The organism is Clostridium saccharobutylicum DSM 13864, from assembly GCF_000473995.1.
GTDB classification, from domain to species: domain Bacteria; phylum Bacillota; class Clostridia; order Clostridiales; family Clostridiaceae; genus Clostridium; species Clostridium saccharobutylicum.
On record NC_022571.1, the window covers coordinates 4,479,923 to 4,505,072 of the forward strand.

General features: G+C 28.3%; 20 protein-coding genes and 1 other annotated feature. Of the genes, 2 read left to right on the forward strand and 18 right to left on the reverse strand.

The genetic code is table 11. From position 1 onward, the window contains the following. Nucleotides 1-38: 38 nt before the first annotated feature. The 8 genes from CLSA_RS19465 to CLSA_RS19500 all read right to left on the reverse strand — a co-directional run bounded on the left by CLSA_RS19465 (nucleotide 39) and on the right by CLSA_RS19500 (nucleotide 9,588). Nucleotides 39-1,553, reverse strand: a complete 1,515-nt coding sequence (locus CLSA_RS19465) for a VanW family protein (protein WP_052334816.1) — start codon at nucleotides 1,551-1,553, stop codon at nucleotides 39-41. 329 nt (nucleotides 1,554-1,882) lie between these two features. Next, nucleotides 1,883-2,824, reverse strand: coding sequence for a glycoside hydrolase family 25 protein (locus CLSA_RS19470; RefSeq protein ID WP_022749571.1), 942 nt, complete (start codon nucleotides 2,822-2,824; stop codon nucleotides 1,883-1,885). A gap of 426 nt (nucleotides 2,825-3,250) precedes the next feature. Next, on the reverse strand, nucleotides 3,251-4,156 hold the full coding sequence (locus CLSA_RS19475; RefSeq protein ID WP_022749575.1) for a D-alanine--D-alanine ligase: 906 nt from the start codon (nucleotides 4,154-4,156) through the stop codon (nucleotides 3,251-3,253). Between the two features lie 332 nt (nucleotides 4,157-4,488). Continuing rightward, a complete protein-coding gene (gene nth / locus CLSA_RS19480; protein ID WP_022749583.1) occupies nucleotides 4,489-5,118 on the reverse strand; it encodes an endonuclease III in 630 nt (209 codons plus the stop codon). A gap of 16 nt (nucleotides 5,119-5,134) precedes the next feature. Further along, nucleotides 5,135-5,839 carry a lysophospholipid acyltransferase family protein gene (locus CLSA_RS19485; protein WP_022749584.1) on the reverse strand — a complete coding sequence of 235 codons (705 nt, stop codon included), beginning with the start codon at nucleotides 5,837-5,839 and terminating at the stop codon, nucleotides 5,135-5,137. 390 nt (nucleotides 5,840-6,229) lie between these two features. Continuing rightward, the gene (gene epsC, locus CLSA_RS19490) at nucleotides 6,230-6,820 is read right to left on the reverse strand and encodes a serine O-acetyltransferase EpsC (protein WP_022749588.1); all 591 of its coding nucleotides are present in this window, start codon (nucleotides 6,818-6,820) and stop codon (nucleotides 6,230-6,232) included. 145 nt (nucleotides 6,821-6,965) lie between these two features. Further along, nucleotides 6,966-7,877: a cysteine synthase A gene (gene cysK, locus CLSA_RS19495; protein WP_022749592.1), complete on the reverse strand. Its 912-nt coding sequence runs from the start codon at nucleotides 7,875-7,877 to the stop codon at nucleotides 6,966-6,968. A 72-nt stretch (nucleotides 7,878-7,949) separates the two neighbouring features. Next, nucleotides 7,950-8,244, reverse strand: a binding site (T-box leader). Between the two features lie 96 nt (nucleotides 8,245-8,340). After that, on the reverse strand, nucleotides 8,341-9,588 hold the full coding sequence (locus CLSA_RS19500) for a magnesium transporter MgtE N-terminal domain-containing protein (protein WP_022749596.1): 1,248 nt from the start codon (nucleotides 9,586-9,588) through the stop codon (nucleotides 8,341-8,343). 763 nt (nucleotides 9,589-10,351) lie between these two features. Here CLSA_RS19500 and CLSA_RS19505 point away from each other — a divergent pair. Then, nucleotides 10,352-12,376 (forward strand): YgiQ family radical SAM protein, encoded by a 2,025-nt coding sequence (locus CLSA_RS19505; protein WP_022749600.1) that lies wholly within the window; start codon nucleotides 10,352-10,354, stop codon nucleotides 12,374-12,376. Between the two features lie 485 nt (nucleotides 12,377-12,861). On the opposite strand, the gene CLSA_RS19510 is transcribed toward CLSA_RS19505, so the two are convergent. The 3 genes from CLSA_RS19510 to CLSA_RS19520 form a co-directional block, all read right to left on the reverse strand. Then, nucleotides 12,862-13,413 carry an Imm21 family immunity protein gene (locus tag CLSA_RS19510; RefSeq protein ID WP_041716383.1) on the reverse strand — a complete coding sequence of 184 codons (552 nt, stop codon included), beginning with the start codon at nucleotides 13,411-13,413 and terminating at the stop codon, nucleotides 12,862-12,864. A 601-nt stretch (nucleotides 13,414-14,014) separates the two neighbouring features. Continuing rightward, on the reverse strand, nucleotides 14,015-14,683 hold the full coding sequence (locus CLSA_RS19515) for a hypothetical protein (RefSeq protein ID WP_022749608.1): 669 nt from the start codon (nucleotides 14,681-14,683) through the stop codon (nucleotides 14,015-14,017). Nucleotides 14,684-14,734: 51 nt separating this feature from the next. Continuing rightward, complete coding sequence (locus CLSA_RS19520; protein ID WP_022749612.1) at nucleotides 14,735-15,613, reverse strand: YegS/Rv2252/BmrU family lipid kinase; 879 nt, start codon at nucleotides 15,611-15,613, stop codon at nucleotides 14,735-14,737. Nucleotides 15,614-15,932: 319 nt separating this feature from the next. Here CLSA_RS19520 and pssA point away from each other — a divergent pair, with 319 nt between their 5' ends. Beyond that, on the forward strand, nucleotides 15,933-16,454 hold the full coding sequence (pssA, locus tag CLSA_RS19525) for a CDP-diacylglycerol--serine O-phosphatidyltransferase (RefSeq protein ID WP_022749617.1): 522 nt from the start codon (nucleotides 15,933-15,935) through the stop codon (nucleotides 16,452-16,454). A gap of 129 nt (nucleotides 16,455-16,583) precedes the next feature. Here pssA and CLSA_RS19530 read toward each other — a convergent pair whose 3' ends face one another. The 7 genes from CLSA_RS19530 to CLSA_RS19560 all read right to left on the reverse strand — a co-directional run bounded on the left by CLSA_RS19530 (nucleotide 16,584) and on the right by CLSA_RS19560 (nucleotide 24,460). Continuing rightward, entirely contained in the window at nucleotides 16,584-16,949 is a 366-nt protein-coding gene (locus CLSA_RS19530; protein ID WP_022749621.1) for a hypothetical protein, read from the reverse strand. 313 nt (nucleotides 16,950-17,262) lie between these two features. Continuing rightward, nucleotides 17,263-17,589 carry a hypothetical protein gene (locus tag CLSA_RS19535; RefSeq protein WP_022749625.1) on the reverse strand — a complete coding sequence of 109 codons (327 nt, stop codon included), beginning with the start codon at nucleotides 17,587-17,589 and terminating at the stop codon, nucleotides 17,263-17,265. Further along, nucleotides 17,559-18,146: a rubrerythrin family protein gene (locus CLSA_RS19540; RefSeq protein WP_022749627.1), complete on the reverse strand. Its 588-nt coding sequence runs from the start codon at nucleotides 18,144-18,146 to the stop codon at nucleotides 17,559-17,561. Before CLSA_RS19540 ends, CLSA_RS19535 begins: the two co-directional genes overlap by 31 nt. Before the next feature lie 360 nt (nucleotides 18,147-18,506). Then, entirely contained in the window at nucleotides 18,507-19,877 is a 1,371-nt protein-coding gene (locus tag CLSA_RS19545; protein ID WP_022749632.1) for a SpoVR family protein, read from the reverse strand. Nucleotides 19,878-19,881: 4 nt separating this feature from the next. Then, on the reverse strand, nucleotides 19,882-21,054 hold the full coding sequence (yhbH, locus tag CLSA_RS19550) for a sporulation protein YhbH (protein WP_022749637.1): 1,173 nt from the start codon (nucleotides 21,052-21,054) through the stop codon (nucleotides 19,882-19,884). An 8-nt stretch (nucleotides 21,055-21,062) separates the two neighbouring features. Further along, the gene (locus CLSA_RS19555; RefSeq protein ID WP_022749641.1) at nucleotides 21,063-22,985 is read right to left on the reverse strand and encodes a PrkA family serine protein kinase; all 1,923 of its coding nucleotides are present in this window, start codon (nucleotides 22,983-22,985) and stop codon (nucleotides 21,063-21,065) included. 281 nt (nucleotides 22,986-23,266) lie between these two features. Beyond that, nucleotides 23,267-24,460 carry an MFS transporter gene (locus CLSA_RS19560; protein ID WP_022749645.1) on the reverse strand — a complete coding sequence of 398 codons (1,194 nt, stop codon included), beginning with the start codon at nucleotides 24,458-24,460 and terminating at the stop codon, nucleotides 23,267-23,269. Nucleotides 24,461-25,150: the final 690 nt, after the last annotated feature.

Below are 25,150 nucleotides of genomic sequence, written 5' to 3' on the forward strand. Positions count from 1 at the left end.
ACCTTCGTTAAATCATAAAGAAGATATGCTTTTATAAATTATTGTTTTGGTTTTGCTTCATCAGCCGCAGGGGGTGAAGGAGCTGTAGTATCTTGAGGCATTTCTGGTGTTTGAGTTGTTGTATTATCAGTAGTTGGCTCTGGCTGAGCAGTTCCTTTTCTAACAGTTACATCAACACTTGCATAAGTATCATTTGATATAACTTCTTTATTTACTTCAACTCCATTTTCATAAGTCACCTGGTATGATCTTGCTCTATAACCAGTAGTACCACCACCTTCAGATATTTCTTGTCCAACTGGCAGAGTACTATCATCAACCACTTTAGATTGCGGAGGAATAGTTTCAAGTATTTCACTTACCATATCATATGTTTTCCCATTTAATTCACTTGGATCACCATATACATTATAAGTTACATTTTTGTCCTGAGTGATACCCTGAATATAAATTGGAAAATCATACGTATTTTTAAATTTATAATCTAAATACCCATAAGAAACTGTTGCATCTAACCCTGGTTTAGCATATCCAACTGACATTGAGTGATTTGTTCTTTCAACAGATCTCAAATTCGATTTCATAACTGCCCTATAAAGAGTTGTAGATACTTGACAGATACCTCCACCAATTCCTGGTTCAACCTTATTACCTACGTAAGTTCCAGCCTCTTTATATCCTCTTTCAACTGTTCTAGGTCCTACCACATCATTAAAACTAAATGTTTCTCCAGGCATAACAACTGTTCCATTTACTGCTGCAGTTGCTAATTCTATATTATTACATCGACCTGGCGCTGAGGAACTATAATTAGTTGAAAAAGTTCCAATCAATCCCTTAACTTTTGCTAAATCTTCTTTAGTTACTTTTGGCTTTGTTGTTTCAACATCTAATGCAACTGCATCATTATCACTAATTTCCCCATTTATAGCTTCTTTTAATTTTTGATCTAACGCATCTAAATCTATTGTTTTTCCATCTACTTCTGAGTTAACAGTTATATTATTTCCATCTATGCTTAAAGTAGCATCCTTAGCTGATTGTGTAATATCTTTTTGTAATTTCTCTTCATATACTTTTAATTTTTCTTCATCATAAAGGAAATTTAATTTCACCTGATGCTTCTTAAATTCTCCTCTTTTTATGTCGATATACTTCTTAAAATACCCATCATCTTTTCCAAATTGATAAGCTTCATTAACTGTTCCATCTATATCATAGCTTGGCATTATATTAGAATAAATAAGTTCAAATTGTTTGTCTTCTACTGATATATGTAATTTTTTATCGCCAATAGCTCCATTAAATGTTTCAGCAAGCTTATCTTTAGCCTGTTCTTTAGTCATACCTCCAATATCTACATCTTGTACAGTTACCCCAGGATATATCTTTCCTTCCCACTTATTAACTGTCTCTTTTATAGATAATGAATATGCATACAACGCACCAGCCAAAACAACTGCTAGTCCAATCATTCCAAGCATAGTGTTTCTTTGCATTTTATATTTGACAGGCTTAGATGTACGTATTCTTTTTCCATTACTGTTCACCAATCAATATTCTCCTTTCGAGGAATCTAATTCTATATTTAATTTTTAGATACGTTATTAACGCATACTCAAAAAAATAATAAGTCTGCATGTTAGTCTATTTTTTGTCATACTTAGTAAGCATATTAATCTAATAGCGTCCTATGAGACAAATATACAGCCCTTTTTACAAAAAACATACATCACATTATAAACTCACCAATTTTTTTCATATACTATAACAATTTACAATAATGTAAAATTGTTATTATTGTTAACATTATAACATATCCCAATTGATATATGGTAGTAATATTATCATATATCAATTGAAATATAAGTTGAATTTTATTTTATAAAGTTACTTTTGCTCTAGTTTTTGAAGTTTCTCCATCATAATCAAAAGCTTCAATACTTACTACTACAGGAACATTTTTTTGAACCTTGATATCGTTCTTTTTTATAACATAATTTGTTGCTTTTTCATCCACAGTTCCTACCCATTCATTATTTACAAAAATATTATATCCTAATAAATCTATATCCTGATTAGGGTTCCAAGATACATTTATGTTACCACCTTGAAAACTCGCATTAAGTCCAGTAACTGTACGTGGTTGTGTTAATAAGTCTATATTATTAGGTCCCCAATTCGCATCAACCGGATTTCCAACCCCTTCAATTACTTGAGCTTCACTATATTGCCAAATTCTCCATCTAGTCCATCCTCCTATATTAGGTGGAACTATTGGATTAATAGGCACACTAGTATACATAGCTATCCATAGTATCATATTTTTTAATGGATATCCTCTTCCCTCAATATAGAAATTATTATATAATTCTATAAAAAACAGCCCAGTATATAGCATCAATCTTCTTCTAGTTTTCTTCTCAAATCTTTTTCTAAATCTGTCAATCCAATTTATTAATGTTTTTGTACTTATAGATTTATCTACAGGAACCTCTACATCTAGTACCGGAAATAAATCACCATAATCCTTATCCCCAAATCCTCTTTGCAGCGTAACTATAAAATCATCGCATTGTCTATCTGCATCTGTTAAATCATAAGATGGAACTGCAAAATGATATGCACCAACTGGTATTCCATACTTTCTACTATCTGCTGCATGTTGTATAAATTTTTTATCAATTCTAAATGTTCCCGATCCTGATCCAGATGCTCTTAAATATAAAAAATCTAATTTGCCAGCTAGTACATCAAATTGTACATTCGTAGTATATTCATTTATGTCTATTCCAAAAAGACTTTTAGAATTTTTATCCTGCATATTTCCTCCAAATAAAAAATACTTCTCTACTATAAATATTAATTTAATCTCAAAAAAGTACCTATAATTATTAATATTCTTTACAGGTATTGTGAAATACTCAAAGTTTCATGATAACAACCGAAATGTTAAAAACTTTAAATATATTAAAAACAATCAATATTATGGATGAATATATAAACAGAGAAATTAACCACATATTTGTGAAATAGACATTGAAAATAAGCTGCTTAGACATCTTAATGTCAGGTTTTTGAACTTTAGTTTGTGCAAATTTTATATTTCGAGCAAACTGAAGTTGGTACAACCTAACATTTAGATGTTCCCATCGAAATTTTCTTAGTCCTATGGAACAAATATGTGGTTAATTTCGGTAAGGTATTGCAAAACTTTAATTTTAACAATACCTTCAGATTAAGTGTAATCCTATCTTTCTATTTTCATTGAATCTTCTATGATCATGTCTATTAATTCAGCAAATCCTATATTTATTGCTGCTGCACTTTTAGGAATCAAGCTATTTTTAGTCATTCCTGGTAATGTATTCACTTCTAAAATATAAGGAATACCTTCTTGTGTAACAATCATATCAACTCTAGAATATACTTGACACTTTAGCGCTCTATATGTTGCTAATGCCATTTTTTCAACTTCTACGTGTAGATTTTTCTCTAACTCTACAACTATTTCTTCCGCTCCACCATCTTCATATTTTGAAGCAAAATCAAAGAATTCTGACTTCGGCTTTATTGCAATAACTGGAAGCATTTTATCTCCATAAACAGGGCAAGTTATTTCATCACCTTTTATGAACTTTTCTATCATAACTTCATTATCCCATTTAAATGCTTCTTCAATACAATTTTTAATATCTTTTTCTTCTTTTACAACAAATGTAGCTACACTTGATCCTCCATGAGTTGGCTTAACTACTACTGGATATCCTAAGTTATTTATTTGATCAAAATTAATTTCATCATCTTTGTTTAGATTTATCCAAGGTGCAGTTCTAATGTTAGCAGCTTGTAAAATAGATTTTGTTACATCCTTATCCATGCACATTCCACTACTTAATGGACCACATCCTGAATATGGAATCCCTAATGTTTGAAGAACTGCTTGCACCGTACCATCTTCTCCAAATTGTCCATGCAATGCCAAAAGTGCAAAATCTATGCCATTAACTTTATTGACTATATCTTCTTTTTTATCTATAACTATAGGTACTATTTCATATTTTTCCTTATTTATATTCTCTAATATTGAATTCCCACTTTTTAATGATATTTCTCTTTCTGATGAAATACCGCCCATTATAACTCCGACTTTCATAATTAACCTCCAAATATTTTATGAATACTCATTTTAAAGTCATTATCAATTTGACTTATTATCTTTTTAAGATGCTTTAATCCTAATTCCATATATAAATTATAATAATTTTTATATAAAAATAAAAGAACCACTAAACTTATAAATATTATTAATAGTGGTTCTTTTCGTTTATGAAAATGAAATTTAGACTTATGTGGTAACTTACTAAAAGAAATGGAACTATACTTCAAAATTCAAATTTAATTTGTAGATTATTTATTTATAAATAATAAATATACAATTCATCTATTCTGTAAAATGTTATTTTCAAAATTCTTTAATGTATATTTTTAATATATTTTATTGTCATACTTACATACATCACTTAATGGACATTCTTTACATTTTGGTTTTCTCGCAATACAACATCTTCTTCCATGAAAAATTAAAAGATGATGCATTAACGTCCATTCCTTTTTAGGAATTTCTTTTTGTAATTGTTTTTCAACTTCTAAAACATTATCTGAATTAGCTAAATCTAATCTATTAGAAACTCTGAATACATGTGTATCTACTGCAATAGATGGTACTCCAAAAGCATTTGACAAAACCACATTTGCTGTTTTTCTTCCTGCTCCTGCTAGTGAAGTTATTCCTTCCATAGTCTGTGGAACTTCTCCATTAAATTTTTCTTTTAATTGTCTAAACATAAGTATTAAATTTTTAGATTTATTTCTATATAATCCTATCTGCCTTATTCTTTCTTCAAGTTCGTCGTTAGCCAATGTTAAAAATGCATCTAAATCTGGATAATCTTTAAATAAGCTTTCTGTAACTTCATTTACTTTTTTATCAGTTGTTTGAGCTGATAGTATTGTGGCAACAAGTAATTGAAGCGGTGTTTTATAATTCAACTCACACTTTGCATCAGGATACGTTTCTTTTAAAATCTCTATGATTTTCTTCGTCCTTGCTTTCATATGCTTTTAAAACTCCTTATTTATAAACTCCTCTGTAATTTTCAGGTAAGAGTTTCGCTATACTTCTCATTAGTATATCCATGCATTTATCTTCATATTCATGTCTATCTTCTTGTTTTTCCCTAGGTGGAAATTCAACTTTTTTTCCTATATTTATAGTCACATCTGAATTTTGCCATTTTTCCGATCCCATATTACCATCTTTACTTATAGGCAATAGTTTATCTGTTCCAGACATACCAATTGGTATTATTTCTGCCTTTGCCATCCTTGCAAATAATAATATACCTTTTTTACCCTCTATCATTTGACCAGTTCTACTTCTAGTTCCTTCTGGGAATATTAAAATATCATTTCCGCCTTTAAGTGTTTTAACTACTTTAGTAATAGCATCTTTATCAGCTGAACTAGGTTTAATAGGTATATTTTTAACTATTTTAGTTCCTAAACTTGTTATTGGATCATCAGATAATTTCACTCCCGCTATAAAATATGGATCACTTTTTTCTTTTAGTACTCTTTCTAAAACCAATCCATCTGAATTACTTAAATGATTACAAACAAATATTCTCGGTTTCTTAACTTCATCTATATTTTCTATGCCATTCACTGTTAGGTTTGCATATTTCTTTATATATCCATCAACTATTCTGTTTGCTACCTTTATAACTAAACCTTCTGGTAGTAGTTTTATAATGTTTACTACAACTGGGGATAACATTCTTTTCCACCTTCCTTATAAACAATAATATATACATTATATATTTTTTCCCATACCTATGCAATTCTTAATATTCCTTACTATTTAACGATCAAAATCCAATTTACCCCACTCAAAATCTTGATTCGCTAATCTTATTACATTACTTATTACAATAAATTGTAAATATTGTAATAAAATATTAATAAAGATGCAATATATTTCTTAATAAAAAAGGTATAAAATATAAGCTAAATAACTTAATTTTATACCTTTAATATTCAACCATTCACAAATTTTAAGATAATTAATTTACAATAAAATAAAATCTAAATTGGCGAATTATTTTTAACCAAATACTATATTAGCCATATGAAAGAAAATAACAAATCCAAAATGTCATGATTATTTTTAAATAACCATATCATTAAATATTTTCTTTTTCTGTCCTTTTATATCTCTTATTTCAATTATAGTTGCAGTTGGATTAGTTCTTACAATATTTTTAGCTTGGGTACCTACTGCAGTTGCCTTTGCTGGTACATCTTTTACTACTACAGCATTAGCCCCAATCTTAGCACCTTCCTCTATAGTAATAGGTCCAAGTACCTTAGCCCCTGTACCTATCAATACATTATCTTTTATTGTTGGATGCCTTTTGCCTGTATCTTTTCCAGTTCCACCAAGTGTTACTCCATGATAAAGAGTTACGTTATCCCCAATTTCTGTTGTCTCTCCAATTACAACTCCCATTCCATGGTCTATAAATAATCCATTACCTATAGTAGCCCCTGGATGAATTTCTATTCCTGTAAAAAATCTTGATAGCTGTGAAATTAATCTCGCCAAAAAAAATCTATTATGCAAATAAAAAAAGTGTGATATTCTATACGCAATTAAAGCATGAATACATGGATACAATAGTAATACTTCTATCTTACTTTTAGCTGCTGGATCCTCATTTAAAATTCTTTCTAAATCATAATTCAATCTTTTAAACACAGCTCTATCTCCTTTTCATATGATTTCAATAAAATAATTAAAATTTTGCAATGCATAATTTTATTCAACTAACTGTTAAACATAATTTTTAAAGTTAATTGAAACTACAAATTATGCATTGTAATATTAATTATTTCTGAATTAATTAATCATATAGACCCATAGATATATATTTTTCTCCTCCATCTGGAGCTATAACTAATACTTTTTTTCCTTTTCCAAGCTTTTTAGCGACTTCTATAGCTGCATATAATGATGCCCCTGATGATATTCCAACTAAAACACCTTCTGCTTCCGAAAATGCTTTTGCTGTATTAAATGCATCGTCATCCTTTACTTTTATAATTTCATCTACATAATCACTTTCATAAATTCCTGGAATAAATCCAGCACCAATACCTTGAATTTTATGTCCTCCAGGATTTCCACCACTTAAAACTGGCGATGTTGCTGGCTCAACTGCTATTGCCTTTATATTAGTATTCTTTTTCTTCAAGTTTTTAGATATACCAATTAAAGTTCCGCCAGTTCCAACACCAGCTATAAATGCATCTAAATCTGGAATATCTTTATATATTTCCTCTGCTGTTGTTTCAAAATGTTTTTCTGGATTAGCTATATTTTCAAATTGTTGTGGAATAAAAAATCCTTCTCCACTTCCTATTTCAACTGCCTTTTCTATAGCACCCTTCATTCCTTTTGATCCTTCTGTTAAAACAAGCTCTGCACCATAAGCTTTTATTAAATCTCTTCTTTCTTTACTCATTGTTTCTGGCATCACAATTATAACCTTATACCCTTTTATCTTACCTATAAAAGCAAGTGCTATTCCTGTATTTCCACTTGTTGGTTCTACTATTGTTGATCCTGGCTTTAATATTCCTTGTTTTTCAGCTGTTTCTATCATACCAAGAGCTGCTCTATCTTTAACGCTTCCTCCTGGATTGTATTTTTCTAACTTAACATATATATCTGCAATATTTTCATCCTTAATTAAATTATTAACCTTTAAAATTGGTGTATTTCCTATCAAATCTAATGCTTTATTATAAATCATATGTTTTTCCTCCCTTAACTTTCATTTTATATTTATATTATGCAACAAAAAAACTCCATCTTCTATAAACTATATAGAGACGAAGTGTGACTTCCGCGATTCCACTCTAATTGGATTAAAAATTTAATCCCCCTCAAATTAAAGCACAAAATATATGCTATATCACTATAACGGGTGAACCCGGAGAATTTTACTAATTCATATAACACAAACATATACTAAAATGTAATTTATTATTTTGCGTATATTTAATTTTCAAATTTCAACTCCAAAGGGCACTTCACATAAATTCATGATAAAAAGTTCTCAGCTTCCTTTTCTCTCTGTCAACTTTCCTTTATGCTACTTTCTTTTTCACTGCTTTTAATTCTGAGTGTTTTGATAAACTTTATACTAATATTATATTCCATTGACCAAAAAAGTCAACGCTTTTTTTTAATTTTTTAAAAAAGCGTTGACTATTCTAATTCTTCTTTTTCCATAATGGATATAAAAATTCATCTATTAAATCATGAATAATAACTATTCCAACTAATTTATCTTCTTCGTCTACTACCGGAACAGAATTCAAACTATATTTTGCTATAATTTCTACAACTTCATTTATTTCATCATCATGACTTACATGTGATACTGTTTCATCCATTATTTCTTTTATCTTCTTATCAGTATCACATATTATTAAATCTCGTATAGGTACTACCCCTTGAAGATGTTCTTCCTCATCAGTTATATATATATAATACATTACTTCTTCATCTGGCTTCATTTCTTTTAATATTTCTATGGTATCGCCTACTGTAATATTTAAATTAACAGATATGAACTCTTTACTCATTATGCTACCAATAGTTTCATCTTCATATTGTAAAAGTTCTTTAACTTCATCTGCATCTTCTTTCTCCAGATTTACCAATATCTTTTCTCTCTCTTCTTCATCTAGATCATCTAATAAATCAGCTATTTCATCGGTAGGCATATTTTCTAAAACTTCTACAGCTTTACTATCTGATAATTCTTTAATTATGGCACCTTTATATTCTGAATCTATTTCTTCTAATGTATCTGCTGCTAAATCTTCATCCAATGATTCCAACACTTTCTTTCTTAAATTCGTATCTAAGTTTTCCAATATATCTGCAAGATCTGCAGGATGTAAAGTCGATAATTTCTTATATGGTACACTCAGCTTAAGATTATTTTCAATCATTTCTAAAGATTCAACATCATCCCATCTTAAAATCTTATCTTCTAAAGTTTTACCTAAAATTTTATATATAATTTTCATAATCCATGCTATTTTTAATCTTCTATATCTAGCAAGCGGACCTGTTTCAACCCCAATCACCCTATATTCACCAGCAATTCTGGCAATTCTTAAATCATTAACTCGTACAACTTGTTTTCCATTTATATCAACTATCTTTTTATCTAACAAATTTTCTGAAAGTAAATAACTATATCTCATCGGTAATATTTCTTTACTTCCTCTTGTTTTGATTTTTGTCTTTCCATCTCTTTCTACAAATTCTATATATCTAAATTCATAATGAAATGTAACTCCTTCTCTTTTAAGCTTATATCCAATTATCCTAGGATATCCTTCCTCTGTAGTTACATAAATATCTCTTAAAATACCTAACACATCACCAAATTCATCATAAACCTTTTTCCCTAAAATGTTTGTATATAGAAATATGGATAATTTCATTATAAAGGTTCCTCCTCTTCACTATAGAAAGAAATCCCTTAAATGAATACTAAGATTTAGATATTATTTAACCAAACTCATAATTAAATCTTGTATTTAAATCATGACTTGTTTTGATACTGAATAAGTGTTTTAGTATCAAAATTAAATGTCTATTTTATCTTGTGATCCTAACTTCAGATAAACGACTTCTCTCTTTGAATATTTAATTTTTATCGTCTGACTTTTAGAATTCTGAGGTCCGTCCTCCATCTTTTGCACCACCTTATCATTGTGTTTTCTATTAAAAACTATTATCATTTATATTTTATAATTAGACACATTGACTTGTTATTTTTTTGAATGTGCCTTAAGCCAATTCATTACTGTCCTTACTTATTATATTACATACAAGTAAAAAGGCAACAAGATTTTAACCACTTTACCTTTTTATCTAAATTAATGTAATACTATACAAAAAATATTTGCACTTATTTTTTATAGCTATCTACCAGTTCATTTTATTCAAAAATTATATTGTAAAATAAACTAAGTCTTATACTCTATTTTTTTACATCTCTAAATAATATTGATGTTTGTAAACTCACAATCCTTGTGTTAATATACATTAGAATATATACTTTTTAATTAGTACTTTAAAAATAAAATTCCTTCAGAATTTATTAAAATTTAATAATTTAATTATTGTAAATTTTAATTAGAGTTATATATTAAATCATTTTGATAGTTTAAATAAACTTAAAGAATTGGAGATTACATACATATGAAACTTTGTAAAGAATTTTTGCCTATTAGTAAAGAAGATTTAGCAAAAAGAAAAATCGATCAATTAGATTTTATTATTGTTTCTGGTGACGCTTACGTTGATCATCCTTCTTTTGGAACTGCAATTATAGGTAGAACTCTTGAATCACAAGGGTTTACTGTTGGAGTTATAGCTCAACCTAACTGGCATAATTGTGACGATTTTAAAAAACTAGGTAGGCCAAAATATGGATTCCTAGTTAATTCAGGTAACATAGACTCAATGGTTAATCATTATACAACAGCCAAAAAAACTAGAAGAGATGATTTATACTCTCCTGGTGGCGAAGCTGGTCATAGACCTGACAGAGCTGTTATAGTTTACTGCAATAGAATTAGAGAAGCATATAAAGATATAGCAATTGCAATTGGTGGAATAGAAGCCAGTTTAAGAAGATTTTCTCACTATGATTATTGGGATAATAAAGTTAGAAGAAGTGTTCTTGTTGATTCAAAAGCTGACTTATTAATGTATGGTATGGGTGAAAAAACAGTAATTCAAATTGCTGAATTATTAAGATATGGAGCTAACATCAAAAATATAACAACTGTTCGTGGAACTTGTTATTTAACTCATGATATATCAAATATAAAAAATGCTGTTACAGTTCCATCATTTGAAGAAGTATCTACTGATCAAAAAGCTTATGGTGAAGCTTACAAATTAGAATACTATGAACAAGATTCTATAATAGGTAAAACTATTATTCAAAAGCACGGAGATAGATACCTAGTTCAAAATCCACCTCAAGAAAATTTAACTCAAGAAGAAATGGATCTTGTATATGATTTACCTTATACAAGAACATATCATCCAATTTATGAAGCTAAAGGTGGAATTCCAGCAATACAGGAAGTTAAATTTTCAATAACTAGTCACAGAGGCTGCTTTGGTTCATGTTCCTTCTGTGCTTTAACATTCCACCAAGGAAGAGTTATTCAAAATAGAGGTCAAGAATCAATTATAGACGAAGCAAAACTTTTAACCACTTTACCTGATTTTAAAGGATATATACATGACATTGGCGGCCCAACTGCAAACTTTAGACACAAAGCATGCAAAAAACAAATAGAACATGGTACTTGTAAAGCAAAACAATGCATGTTCCCGGCGCCTTGTAAGAATTTAATAATAGATCATACTGAATATCTTTCATTATTAAAAAAAGTTAGAAAATTGCCTGGAATAAAAAAAGTATTTATACGTTCTGGTATTAGATATGATTATTTAATACATGATAAAAATGATGCATTTTTTAAAGAACTATGTGAACATCACATAAGTGGACAATTAAAAGTTGCTCCAGAACATGTTGTTCCAAGAGTTTTAAACCAAATGGGCAAACCAACAAGAGAAGTATATGATAAATTTGTTAATAAATATTTTCAAATTAATAAAAAACTAGACAAAAAACAATTTTTAGTTCCTTATTTAATGTCTTCTCATCCTGGTTCTGATTTAAATGCTGCCATAGATCTTGCACTATATATTAAGGAAATGGGATATACTCCAGAACAAGTACAAGATTTTTATCCAACACCAGGCAGTTTATCAACTACAATATATTATACTGGATTCAATCCACTTACTAATGAGCCAGTATATGTTCCAAAAACTCAGGAAGAAAAAGACATGCAAAGAGCATTAATTCAATTTACTGTACCAAAAAATTATCCAAAAGTTAAGAAAGCTTTAATTAAAGCTCATAGAGAAGATTTAATAGGTACTGATAAAAACTGTCTTATTGGATATTCTCCAGCAAAACTTGGATATCAAGGAAAACACAAAAACAATAAAACATCTAATAATGAAAGTACAACTAATAACCATTCTAATAAAAAATCTAATAGTAACTCAAAGAATGGTTCAACTAAAAATTCTAGCAAAGAGTTTAATTACAATTCAAACACTAAACAAAATAAGAATTCAAAAAATGCCAAAAGTAGTTTTAATAAAAATACTTCAAAAAGAAGAAGTAATTAAAAAAACATAACACTAATAATAAGTTAATAAATTAATTTATTTTATATAACTATAAATAGCATAGACTATCTTATTATTCCATGTTATTTATTTATATATCAATATAACTAAAATACTAACCGCATTATCATTTAGAAAGATATTAAATACTTCATAATGATTAGTAATCATTATGAAGTATCACATCCTCCTATAAATAAACAAAATATAAATTAGATTTAAACTTTGAAATATATTCTAACATAGAAAGTAAGGGTACTCTTTTGCTAGCATTGCATTTAGAATATGGCTATAGGTATTTCTTCAGTAAAAGTTGTTCAATTCCTGCTTGTACCCAGTTTGCCTGGGGAACATGCAGGAATTGAGCAACTCTTACCGTTAGAAATCCATAGCCATGTTCTATAGCAATAGAGCAACCAGAGTACCCTTACTTTCGGTAAGCTGCCTCATAAGGCTAAATCTCATGCTATTTATCTATATACATCCTATTTAATTTTTGTAAATCTATGAATCCTAAAGCTACATCCATTAAAATTGTATTTTTCTATCATATCAATTTTATATGAGCCAACATTTAACTTAAATTCATTAACTTTATAAGTCCAATTAGGTCCTTTGTCTGTAGCTGCAAATAAACATAACGTATCTTCTTTAGTAGTAAATGTTACATCCAGATTAGTATATTCATTTTCATTAATTTCTCTTATTTTATCAATAATAATACTATCTTCAATATTTTCATTCATATAATTAACAACTATCAATATTCCACTATCAGCAGAATTGTCTAATGGAATCCATGCACTCTTACATATATCTTCGCTTATTACTATTCCTTCACCATCTTCAATTTGAATCTTCCCAACATAGCCTTCAATTTCACATGCCCAATCATAATCACATTCTATTTCAGGAAAATTATATGTTCTGCTATGTGAGACATCTTCTATACCTCCCCAGAACTTAGAGAGTCGTTTTTCTAAAATAATATGTGGTCCACAATCACATTCAATCCAATTAATCTTATTTTTCAACACTATAGTCACCCCACCCTTTTATTCCCATATTTTTAGTATATTAAGATCTTCTCATAATTAATAACTAAGCTGCCTACTATCAAAATATGAATGATAACACTATATAGTTCTATTACCTAGTAAAAAATAAGATTATAAATTAATTTAAAACCTTATATGATTCCTCATTGAGAATTTAATATATCGCAAACAGAGAAATTGGATACATGTTTGCGCAACAGGCCTTTGAAAACAAGCTCTATTCTCATTGCGGAACGCTATACAGGTAAACAAATTATTAACTAGATTTATTCTTTTAGAACATATTCTAAACCAGAAGAAAATGGTACTCTTTTGTGGGGATATTAAATTGAAAAAATGCATTCTATACTAGAAAGTAAGGGGATTATTTTACGTAGTGCTGCGTTGATAATTTGGCTGTAGGTATTTCTCAAGTAGAAGTTGTTCTATTCTTGCTTGTCACAATCTTGCCTTTTGAGCATGAGAGAATGAAACAACTTCTACTGTTAGAAATCCATAGGCAAATTATCTAGCAACCGAGTAAAATAATCCCCTTACTTTCGGTAATTTATAGCATAAATCTAAATCTTAAGTTATTTATCTATAATTTTAGTTTTTTATTTGTACTTAAGTTTTTAAAACCATTAAGTACTATGTTCATGATAATAAGAAATATAAAGTCTCCTATTACAGAATAAGGGAAAATTTTAATTCCACCTAGAATAATTACATCTTCAATCATTACTACTAAAATAGATATTATTATTAACCATATTCCCTTCTTATTCGCAAATGGCCTATCCAATATAATTACATTTAATACAAGTAGAATCCCAAGTAACACTAACGAAAATAAAAATAATTCTATTTCTTCATTTAATTTTATTACAAATCCATATAAATAATTTACTTGAACAGTTGCCTTTGATGTATGCATTATTATAATGTATATGATTGTAACTGCTATCGCTATAATATAACTCCCAGTAAATTTTAACTTTTGTGCTCTTAAATACACATATGTTATAGCCAATATTATAAGAGGTATTGCTATATGATTTAAAAATATTATTGACTTTAAATAATATATTAAGTTACTACTTTTAAGTATGCATAATAAAAATAATGCTACATGTCTTAATAAAAATAATGTAATTACTATAGTTAAATATATTTTTATTTTCTTTGGCGATTCTTTAAAATTCCTATTTAATGTAAAAATGCACAAAAAAATTATAAGTAACAAAAACACATAATATGCAAAGTTCACAAATTACACTCCCGTCTATATTCCTGTTACTTATATTTATTATAATTTATATTATTTTATACCTAAAACTTCAATTCCACCCTTGATACACTTAACTCTTAATGGAAAGTCAGGGCCTCTTTCGCCATCTATGTCTGTAACAATGTCTTCTGAAGATTCTACATAAACATTATCTGTTTTAAAATAAACAACTTTATCTGAATCAAGATGTTCTCCTTTTAATAGCTTTATAAATAATGGTAATAATTCTATTATTGGTATTGCTTTAAATATTATTACATCCAATTTCCCATCTGTAATTTCTGCTTGTGTAGCTAAATTAAAGTTTCCAGCAGTTTTACCATTAAATACTAAAAGTAAATACATTTCTCCATCATAATCACATTCCTTAGAAGTTAACTTTATTTTAAGTCTTCTAAAATTAGGCAATTCTTCAATTCCCTTTAAATAATAAGCTAGTTTACCTATGGTATTTTTTAGATTGACATCAGTTTTTTGAGAAACATCAGTAAATAGTCCTGTACTAGCAACGTTTATAAAATACTTATCATTTATTTTTCCTATATCCACCGGAATTGGCTTTGAATCTAAGATTTTTTTACAAGCTTTTTGTATATCTTGTGGCATACTAATAAACTTTCCAAAATCATTTGCAGTTCCAACTGGTAATATTCCTATAGGTAGATTTATATTTCTATGCTTCATGGCATTTACAACAGAATCCACAGTCCCATCACCACCGGCTACTAAGATATAACTATAAGTTTCATCTATTATATCCAAAGCTTCTTCTAAATTTCTTCCCCTTTTAATTCTATACGGCACAATTGTTAAATCGACTTCCTGATGTAGTTTTATAACGTTATCTAATTCATTTATTATACTATTTTCCCCTGAATATGGATTATATATAAATCTTACTTTTCTCATAAAATAACCTTGCCTCCTGCCCATTTTATCACTAACACTTTAAATTCTTCACAATAAAACTAAAAACATATAAAAAGTCATATTTTAATACAAATATAACTTAAACGAGCTAATTAAAATTAGTATCTATTTTGAGATACTAACAAATAATTACATATAATGATATTAGATAAAGTCAATTATATCATCTTAATTATTTAATGTCGAGGGTATCACAATCTTAATAAAACCTTAAAGTTAATTTGTCTCTTATATTATCTTTCTTTATATGATATAATAAAATCTTGTAAGTATCTTTTTTAATTTTAGGAGTGATTTTATGAGGAAAAGTTGTATTCCTAATGTATTTACCTTTATTAATTTATCTTGTGGAATTATATCTATATTATCAGCAATGGATAACAATCTTAAAGCAGCAGGAATATTTATTCTATTAGCAGGTTTGGTAGATAGATATGATGGTCGAATAGCTCGTTTCTTAAATGTATCTAGTGATTTAGGTAAAGAGTTAGATTCTTTGGCAGATTTAGTTTCTTTTGGTGTTGCACCATCTATTTTAATATATATATTATTTAATCTTACATATGTTGGTCCAAATGGATTAATAGGATATATAATATTATTGTTATTTCCAATATGCGGTGCATACAGATTAGCTAGATTTAATACTGCTGCATTTGATGGAGTATTTACTGGAGTACCAATAACAATTGTTGGTTGCTTCATGGCAATTTTCGCACTATTTAATTTAACACCAGTAGTACCCGTTTATATTACTATTATTTTAATGATTATTGGTTCATACTTAATGGTAAGCAATTTAAAATTGAAGAAATTGTAGATGTATATATACATTTAAAAACTCTGCCTTAATATTAGGGCAGAGTTTTTAATTCATAAAGTATAACCAAAAACAATGCGTACATTTTAAAAGCAAACTGCATTTCTAGATTTTCTTTTTCCAATTTTATTAATTCTCATCTTTTTGCTTATCATCTTCTCTTTCAGAATTTTGAAAATTAAGCTCGTTATCTATTTCAGTAAATATTTTATTTTTCTCTGTACTAACTGTAATATATTCATTCTTAATTTTACAATACCTCAAATACGCTCCACCACATCTATCTATAGTATCTATCAATTTGTCTATTAAATCCCCAACTTCATCCACCCTATCAATTGCCTTTTTTATATCACTTTTCTTTACTAAATTAATACCATATAATTCTGAAGCCCCTCCAATCAATAATCTATATGAATCTACATAATTTTTTAATAATGTACTCAATTTATCAATATCATCATATTGTTGCTTTACTAAATCATCATATTTCATAATTTATTCCTTCTAAATTTATTCCTTATTATATAATATATTTTCAATTAAACATTTTAATTACAATTTAATTTAAAATTTTTATTAATATATTTACAAATGTAAATAAACATCTTTGACTTTAGACTTATGTGATAACTTAAAGAAATCAATTGTATTTTTGTTCCACAGGACTATGACCTAGACTTAAACTTTAAAAGATATTCTATAATAGAAAGAAGCTGTATTCTTTTTCGAAGCATTGCAATTATATAGCAAGAAAAAGAATGCAACTTCTTTCAGTAAATTGTATCATAAGTTGTCTATCTATATTTTAATCTGTTTCATTATTTGCATATTCATCATCTATTGAACTGAAAATATTACCTGTATTATAATTTTCCAATTTACCTAAAGCCTCTTGTTCTTGTATCCCCGAATCTTCTTTCCCAATATCGCTTAAATTTATATCTACAATTGATTCTATTGTGTTACCTTTTTCAGAAAAAAGTTCATATTCTTCAATTTCATTTTCTGGAATTTTTAGAAATCCACCATTAGCTGAAAATTCAAACTTATTATCTCTATCAGCAAAATCATTTTTTAGATCTTTAACATAAATAACAGAAACTACAAATTCCTCTGGATATTCATACAACATTTCTTTTTATCCTCCTGTTTACAATCCTTATTGTCCATCTTTTTAAAATATGATCTTGGATATCCACATAATGGACACTTCATTGGAGCTTCGTACCCTTCATGAATATAACCACAATTTAAACATATCCATTCTGACTTTGTATTCGATTTAAACATTTTTCCTTCCTTAAGTCTCTTAGCTATTTCTAAAAATCTTTCCTTATGATGTTCTTCTACCTCTTGAAGCTCCTTATAAAAATCGGCTATTTCATCAAAACCTTCTTCTCTAGCTATATTTTCAAATTCCTTATAAATAACCTTACTTTCCTCTGCTTCTCCCAAAGACGCTTCTATCAAATTATCTTCTGAATCTTCAATTTTGTGTAAAAATCCCTTAAATACTCTTCTAGCATGAGCTTTTTCATTATGAGCAGTTTCGTCAAATATATCAGCTACCCACATTAGCCCCTCTTCTCTAGCTTTATCACCATAAAAATTATATTTATTTCTTGCTCTAGATTCTCCTGCAAATGTCTTAAATAAATTTTTTTCTGTTTTACTACCTTTTAAGTTCATCTCAATCTCCTAAGTATTATTTTCTTATGGATATTAATAAAATAAGAAACTTAAAATTTTGTATATATTCTTTTTCAACTAAGTTAGACTCATGATATAATTAGCATGATAAAAACTCGACTAACATATCAACTTATTTCTTCAATATCCCTACATAAATAGAATATTCATTTTTATATATTTGGTTACTATACAAAAAATAACAAGTCAGAATGCTAATTTATTTTATATAGTTTATTCTCAGCATATTCATCTAATCGCTCAAAACGATGTGAATATGCTTATTTATTTTATATAAACTTTAAACAGCATAATTACTTGTTATTTTATTTCATATGACTGATCCTAGTATTTAAATTTTTAAGATAAAATTATTCTTTTTTCTTGATTGCAAGTCATAATTACTTCTTGACCATCATTTCCTTTAGTGATTAATCTAACATTATGCCCCCAAAGCTCTTGAACATATTTTAAAGTTTCTTTAGCATAAGATAGCTCTAATGATCTTCCATCAAAAAGGTTTTCAAGTGTTAAAGTGTAATCCTTTTTGTTTAAATCTATAACTCTAACATAAGGAATACTTCCCATACCTGCAGTATAACTTAATGTATCTCTAATTGTTTTCCATCCAGTTTCATCTGATATTTCCTCAATTACAGTATCAAAAGTTCTTTTATTATATTGGAATAAATTTAATTCTTCACACAATTCTTTAGTCAAGTAACGCCTTAAGAACGAAGAATCTCTTTCAACTTCTCTAACCTCAAATATTTTTTCTTTTCCATATTTTTTATCAAGATCTTCAAATATCTTAAATCCAATATAATAAGGATTTAACCCTCCTATCGCTGGTGCTATTACATCATTATGTCTTTTTATAAATTCAAAATGTAATTCTTGAGGCAAATCTAATTCTTTTAATATATTGTAATGGGTATAGCTTGCCCAACCTTCATTCATTATTTTAGTTTCTATTTGAGGAATAAAATATTGTGTTTCTCGTTTTACTATTCTTAATATTGTCTTTTCCCACTCCTGCAAATTACCATACTCTATTATAAATCCAATAACATCATCTACTGGCTCTAATGGTATCTTTTCTAAATCAGGTAATTCTATTTTTTTATTAGAATCTAATATTCCCCTATTTCCCTTTTTTCTCTCGTAATCTTTTATCATATTTTCTTTAATTTCTTCATTTGATAGTTCCTTTATTCCAACAGTTCTTCCTATCTGATATCTAATTGCATGAGCTGCATCTAATATCCTTTCAACTTCAGAATAACCAATGCTTGGATCGTCAATGTAATCACGTATAATTTTTGCATCTAAATTAAACATTTCTAATGTGTAACTTGCATTGGTACCTTGCTTAAATAATCTATTGTTTTTGAAAAAATCATTATGCCCATATACATGAGCCATAGTTAATATTTGCAATAACAAGGTATTATCTTTCATCAAATATGCTAGACAAGGATCCGAATTAATAACCATTTCATAAGGAAGACCTGTAAGATTTAAAGAATAAAGCGTTTTATTTTTTTCATAGGACTTACCAAAACTCCAATGTGGATATCTTGATGGCATACCAACATAAGCTTCATATCCTATCATATCGTTAAAGCCTATAACTTCAAACTCTTGAGGATAGAAATCCAATCCATATTCTTTAACTTTCTTTTCTATTTTCTCATTCCATTTTTCAATATCACTAAAACTATATTCCAAAGTCCTATTCCTCCTTTAACTCCTTTCTAAGCATAATCTTAAGTGCATCCCATAAGTCCTTTTTTTCTTTTATTATTACAGGAACAAATTTTTCGTCAGTTATTTCCTTTTTGAACTTATGATACATTGTTGTTGTATATGTTGATGGTAATAATTCAGCATATCCAAACATATTGCTTATTTCACATATATTTTTAACTGCTGCAATAGCTCTTTCATTATCTTCAGACCAATTATCTCCATCACTTGCATATATGCTATATATGTTCCAAGCTGATGGTGGATATTTTTCTTTAATCACATTTAAAGCTTCATTAATACCACTTGATATATACGTACCACCTGATTCAGATTTATGGAAGAACTCATATTCATCTACCCTTTTTGCAACAGTAGTATGGTATATAAATTCAAATGCTATATTGTTGTATTTTCTTTTTAGGAAAGTAGCAAGAACAAAAAAGTATGATCTTGCTAAATATTTTTTTGTTATATCCATTGAACCTGAGGCATCCATAATAAATATCATAACAGCATTACTATCTTTTCTAGGCTTTAATTTAACTCTGTAATACCTTAAATCTTCTTCTCTAAAAGGAAATCTATCTAATTCCTGTTCCTCTTCCATTTCCCTTAAAGCTCTTTTTTTACCCTGTTTTCTTGCAATCTTAGACATAACAGTTTTTTTCTTTGCAAGTCTTGGTCTTATACCATGAGTTTGATAGCCTCTCTTTCTGCCAGTAGTTTCAGTAACTATTTCAGAATACTTCTTTTGATCTAAATTAGGTAAATCTAAATCTTCTGATATATAGTCCATTAATTCTTCAAGAGTAATTTCTGTTTCATAAACATCATCACCCTCTTGATTTCCTGCACCTTTATTACCATTTGCTAATTGTTTCTTTCCATTACCTAATTTATCTCCTCTTTCTTCATCACCAACTCCAGTGGCTACCCCTTTAGAATTGCTTCCATAAACAAATTGATATTCCTTAATTCCTTTAATAGGTATTTTAAACTTTTTATTCTTACTCTCACCAACTATACTCTCTTCTGATAATATATCACCCAAATTCTCTTTAATTGATTTTTCTACAAGCTGCCTATGCCTTCTTCTATCTTCTATGGACCTGTCATGATCAATTTGATTATTTGTATAATCTCTAAATATAGCCATATACTACTCTAATCCCTCCATAAATTATTAGCAGCATATTTCAAGATAACATCACAACAATGAGAGCAATATCCATTCTTTTTCATCTCTTCAACCATAGAATTATATTTTTCTGCCTGTTCTTTATCTCTAACTTTAGATTTAGTTATAATTCTTGATAGATCTTTAACTGAAGCTGTTAATTTCTTTTCTATAGCTTCCTTTAGTGGTTCATAAGAAGTATAATCCAATTTTCCACCATTTCTAACTACATAGAACATATATGATGTTACATCTGATCTAAATCCTTTAGCTGATGCAGCATATACTCCTATCTGTTCTTCTATGCTTCTCATAAATTCTTCATCTGGGTTAAGCTCTTCTCCTGTTGAATCGTCTTTTATCTTACTCTTATTTACATATGCTTCCGCATTATCTATATAATTATTAAACAAACTCTCAGCTTGTTCTCTAAAAGAATGTATAAATGCTTTAGTAATTTCTCTTTCAAGAATCTTATTATATTCTTTTCTAATAGTATCTTGAATAAATCCTAAATACTTTTTCTTATCCTCAGCAGCAATATCAAGCTCTTTAACTGACCTTATAATACTTTCCATTATGCTTAGTGGATTAATACAATCATATCCTGATTCTGAAAGTGCATTATCTATAGCCTTTATAATAAATCTTGTACTTATTCCCTTCATACCTTCATATTGACCAGCTTCTTCTCTAAGTTCTCCAATATCAATTTTCTTTGTTGTTCCTTTTTCAACTATTTCTTCTCCATTATAGATTTTAAGCTTAGTCATAGCATCTACCTTAGCAGATGGAGTTAATCTTGAAAGTATTGCAAACATAGCTGCAATTTTAATAGTATGTGGTGCTATGTGAGCTTTAAATGTACTCTTTCTTAATATTTTTTCATATATCTTAACTTCTTCATCAAGTTCCAAGCAATAAGGAACTTCTATTTTTACTATTCTATCTAAAATAGCTTCATTAGTATGATCTGATTTAAACTTATTCCATTCTGCTTCATTTGAATGAGCAATTATAACTCCATCAAAGTAAATCATTGACCCTTTACCTGGTGATGGTACAGATTTTTCTTGAGTTGCAGTAATTATTGTGTGAAGGTATTCAACATCATTTTTAAATACCTCAATAAATTCTACAAGTCCTCTGTTACCAACGTTAAAAGCACCATTTAAAGAAAAGATTCTTGGATCATCTTCTGAGTATAAATCCATTTTAGATATATCGATTGATCCTGTTAATATAGAAGTATCTTGATTATTAGGGTCAACAGGTGGTACTACACCAATTCCCTTTCTAGATCTAATTGAGAATCCTACTCTTTCGACTGGAAATTCTTCATACTTTCCTTTAAGTTCATGTGTTAATTTATACTTACATACTGGGCATAAATCTCCCTCAATCTTTACTCCAAGCATTTCTTCAAACTTTGGTCTTAAATGTTTGGGAATAAGATGAAGTGGCTGTTCATGCATTGGACATCCTTTTAATCCATAAACTGGCTCACAAGATTCCAATGCTGATTTTAAACTTTCAACTATAGAAGATTTACCTGCACCAACTGGTCCAACAAGATATAATACCTGCCTAGACTCTTCACCCTTCATAGCAGCTGATTTGAAATAACTTACCAACTTCATAATAACCTTATCAATACCATAAAAATCATCTTTGAAAAAACCATACTTTTTAATTACATCATTACCATAAATTTTCCTTACCCTTGGGTTATCCTCACCTTTTAGAACTTCTGCTCCTCTACTCATAATCATGTCATAAATTCTTTTGTGGGCAAGGATAGCAACCTCTGGATTTTCTTTTACTATTTCTAAATAATCTAGAAAATTTCCTTCAAACTTTCTTGTATTAGCCTGCTCTCTATCTGTTTCTATAAATTCTCTGAAGTCCATAAACACTCCCCCCTTTTTACTAAAATATATTCAATTAAACAAACACATTATGACTACTTTTTTAAAATAGTTTGTCCTTAATATATTCTAATTTTATTATAATACTTTCTTTTTTGTTTTTCCATTAAATGGAATAAAAATAACAGATGCCATTTTCTTCAATTAACTTCTACATAAATTGAAATGCCAAATTACTTATATAGCATAAGCTTTACTTAAATTAGAACATAAAAATTAGAGCTGTTTCTAAAAATTTAGAAACAGCTCTATAATTAATATATCTAATCATTTATCATAATTTTATCATATCTCAATTTTGCAAATATAGCAGATAGTATACCTATTATGAATATCGCTATCATCAAATAAAATACATGTAAAATATCAGAATGTCTTAATATCATTCCTGTTAAAGCTGGAATAACAGCTGCTGATATTCCACTAGCTGTAGATACTAATGCTATTGTTGCACCTTTATTTTTCCAAAAGATTTCACCCATTGTAGTTTGAGCCATCTGCAATACTCCAGCTGATGATAATCCTATTAAAAAGAAACCTACTGTTGTAACTAATTCTGTTCGAACAATCAATATTAATATAAGGCACATTATTCCGATTATAGGATAGACAACTAACACAACTATAGGCTTTATTGTTTTTTGTAAAAGCTTTGCTAATATTAAAACTGAAATAAGTGCTCCTACACTATAATATGTTATTAATTTTAATGAATTTATTTGATTCATCCCTAAAACATTTTGACCATAAGTAGGCATCCATGTTTGAAATCCAGTAAATATAGAATTAGATGTAAATCCTATTATTATAAGTGCTAAACCTTCCTTTTTCAAGACTGGTTCACTAGCAAACTTTCTTTTAATTACTTTAGCATCATTAGAATTCTCTATTTGATTAGCTTTTGGGAACCTGCTTTTAAATAAAAATAACCCATTAAAAAACATTACTGCTGCAATCACAAAAAATGTATATCCATAAAACATATTTCTAGTTGCAAAAAATGATATCATTATTGGTAAAATTATTCCACCAATTGCTATGAATGCTTTTATTATAACAGTTGCTGTTCCTGGAGTCTTTGGAAAGCATTCTATTAGTGAAGGATAACTTGAAGCATCCATAAAAGCGTGTGATATACCAGCAAATGCTGATAATAAAACTGCTACTCCATAATTAGGTGCAAGTGGTATCCCTACTAAAAATACTATTGCAAATATTGGAGCCAAACATAATATTTTTTTCCTTCCAAACTTATCGGATAATCTCCCTGTAATATACAATGTAGCTGAACGTACTATTCCTTCCACGGAAATCAAGAAACTAATACCAGCTGCATCTGTATTAAATTGCTTAGTTACAAATGCCATGTTTGATGATAATAAAATAACAATCATGCCTAACATGCAATAACTTATGTATATTCCCAATGCCGTTTTAAAGTAATCATTCTTAAACATATCCACACTCCTTTTAGGCACATTCAAAAAAATAACTAGTCCATCTGCCAAGCCTATTTTTCATCATGCTGCATTAGCGGATTCCTCTAATAGCCCACTATGAGACAAATCCACTTCCTTGCCTGATGAAAAATAATCATGACATTTTGGACTTGTTATTTTCTTTCATGTGCCTTAAATATATTTTGATTTTTCTACAATATAATATACAATAATCAAATTTATAATTTTAAAGTTATTTTAATTAAAGTTTGTTTATTATTTAACATTCTTTTAAAACTATTATAGCAAAAACTGTCGTATTTAACCAATAGAAATTCAACTCACAATATATAGATACAATCTATATATACCAGCTTAATCCAATTATTTTATTAATTATTTAATTTTCGACATCATTTGCAAATAGTAATACATATCATTACATCAACATAAAATAAGGGAAGCCCATACCAAATTTTCTATACTTTGATACGGACTTCCTTATAAAATACAAATTTAGATATATAAATTATAATTAATAAAATTCATAAATAATAAACATTACTATGTACTTCTGTGATAAAACTTAAAATTTATGAATAAAATCTTTTACAACTTATATATTCTAAACCTGAAATGCTCTTCAATTCCTTAACATGTGACCTGATTACTAGTACTTTATTATTTTTACAAGTAAACTACCATCAT

Bases quoted from the DNA above. Each gene is read 5' to 3' on its own strand.
- CLSA_RS19540 (WP_022749627.1), bottom strand. From the start codon at position 18,146: ATGAACTTAAAAGGTAGTAAAACAGAAAAAAATTTATTTAAGACATTT.
- CLSA_RS19470 (WP_022749571.1), bottom strand. From the start codon at position 2,824: ATGCAGGATAAAAATTCTAAAAGTCTTTTTGGAATAGACATAAATGAA.
- CLSA_RS19475 (WP_022749575.1), bottom strand. From the start codon at position 4,156: ATGAAAGTCGGAGTTATAATGGGCGGTATTTCATCAGAAAGAGAAATA.
- CLSA_RS19505 (WP_022749600.1), top strand. From the start codon at position 10,352: ATGAAACTTTGTAAAGAATTTTTGCCTATTAGTAAAGAAGATTTAGCA.
- yhbH (WP_022749637.1), bottom strand. From the start codon at position 21,054: ATGGCTATATTTAGAGATTATACAAATAATCAAATTGATCATGACAGG.
- CLSA_RS19485 (WP_022749584.1), bottom strand. From the start codon at position 5,839: ATGTTATCCCCAGTTGTAGTAAACATTATAAAACTACTACCAGAAGGT.
- CLSA_RS19555 (WP_022749641.1), bottom strand. From the start codon at position 22,985: ATGGACTTCAGAGAATTTATAGAAACAGATAGAGAGCAGGCTAATACA.
- CLSA_RS19520 (WP_022749612.1), bottom strand. From the start codon at position 15,613: ATGAGAAAAGTAAGATTTATATATAATCCATATTCAGGGGAAAATAGT.
- cysK (WP_022749592.1), bottom strand. From the start codon at position 7,877: ATGATTTATAATAAAGCATTAGATTTGATAGGAAATACACCAATTTTA.
- CLSA_RS19560 (WP_022749645.1), bottom strand. From the start codon at position 24,460: ATGTTTAAGAATGATTACTTTAAAACGGCATTGGGAATATACATAAGT.
- CLSA_RS19535 (WP_022749625.1), bottom strand. From the start codon at position 17,589: ATGTTGTATGAATATCCAGAGGAATTTGTAGTTTCTGTTATTTATGTT.
- pssA (WP_022749617.1), top strand. From the start codon at position 15,933: ATGAGGAAAAGTTGTATTCCTAATGTATTTACCTTTATTAATTTATCT.
- CLSA_RS19530 (WP_022749621.1), bottom strand. From the start codon at position 16,949: ATGAAATATGATGATTTAGTAAAGCAACAATATGATGATATTGATAAA.
- nth (WP_022749583.1), bottom strand. From the start codon at position 5,118: ATGAAAGCAAGGACGAAGAAAATCATAGAGATTTTAAAAGAAACGTAT.
- CLSA_RS19500 (WP_022749596.1), bottom strand. From the start codon at position 9,588: ATGAAATTATCCATATTTCTATATACAAACATTTTAGGGAAAAAGGTT.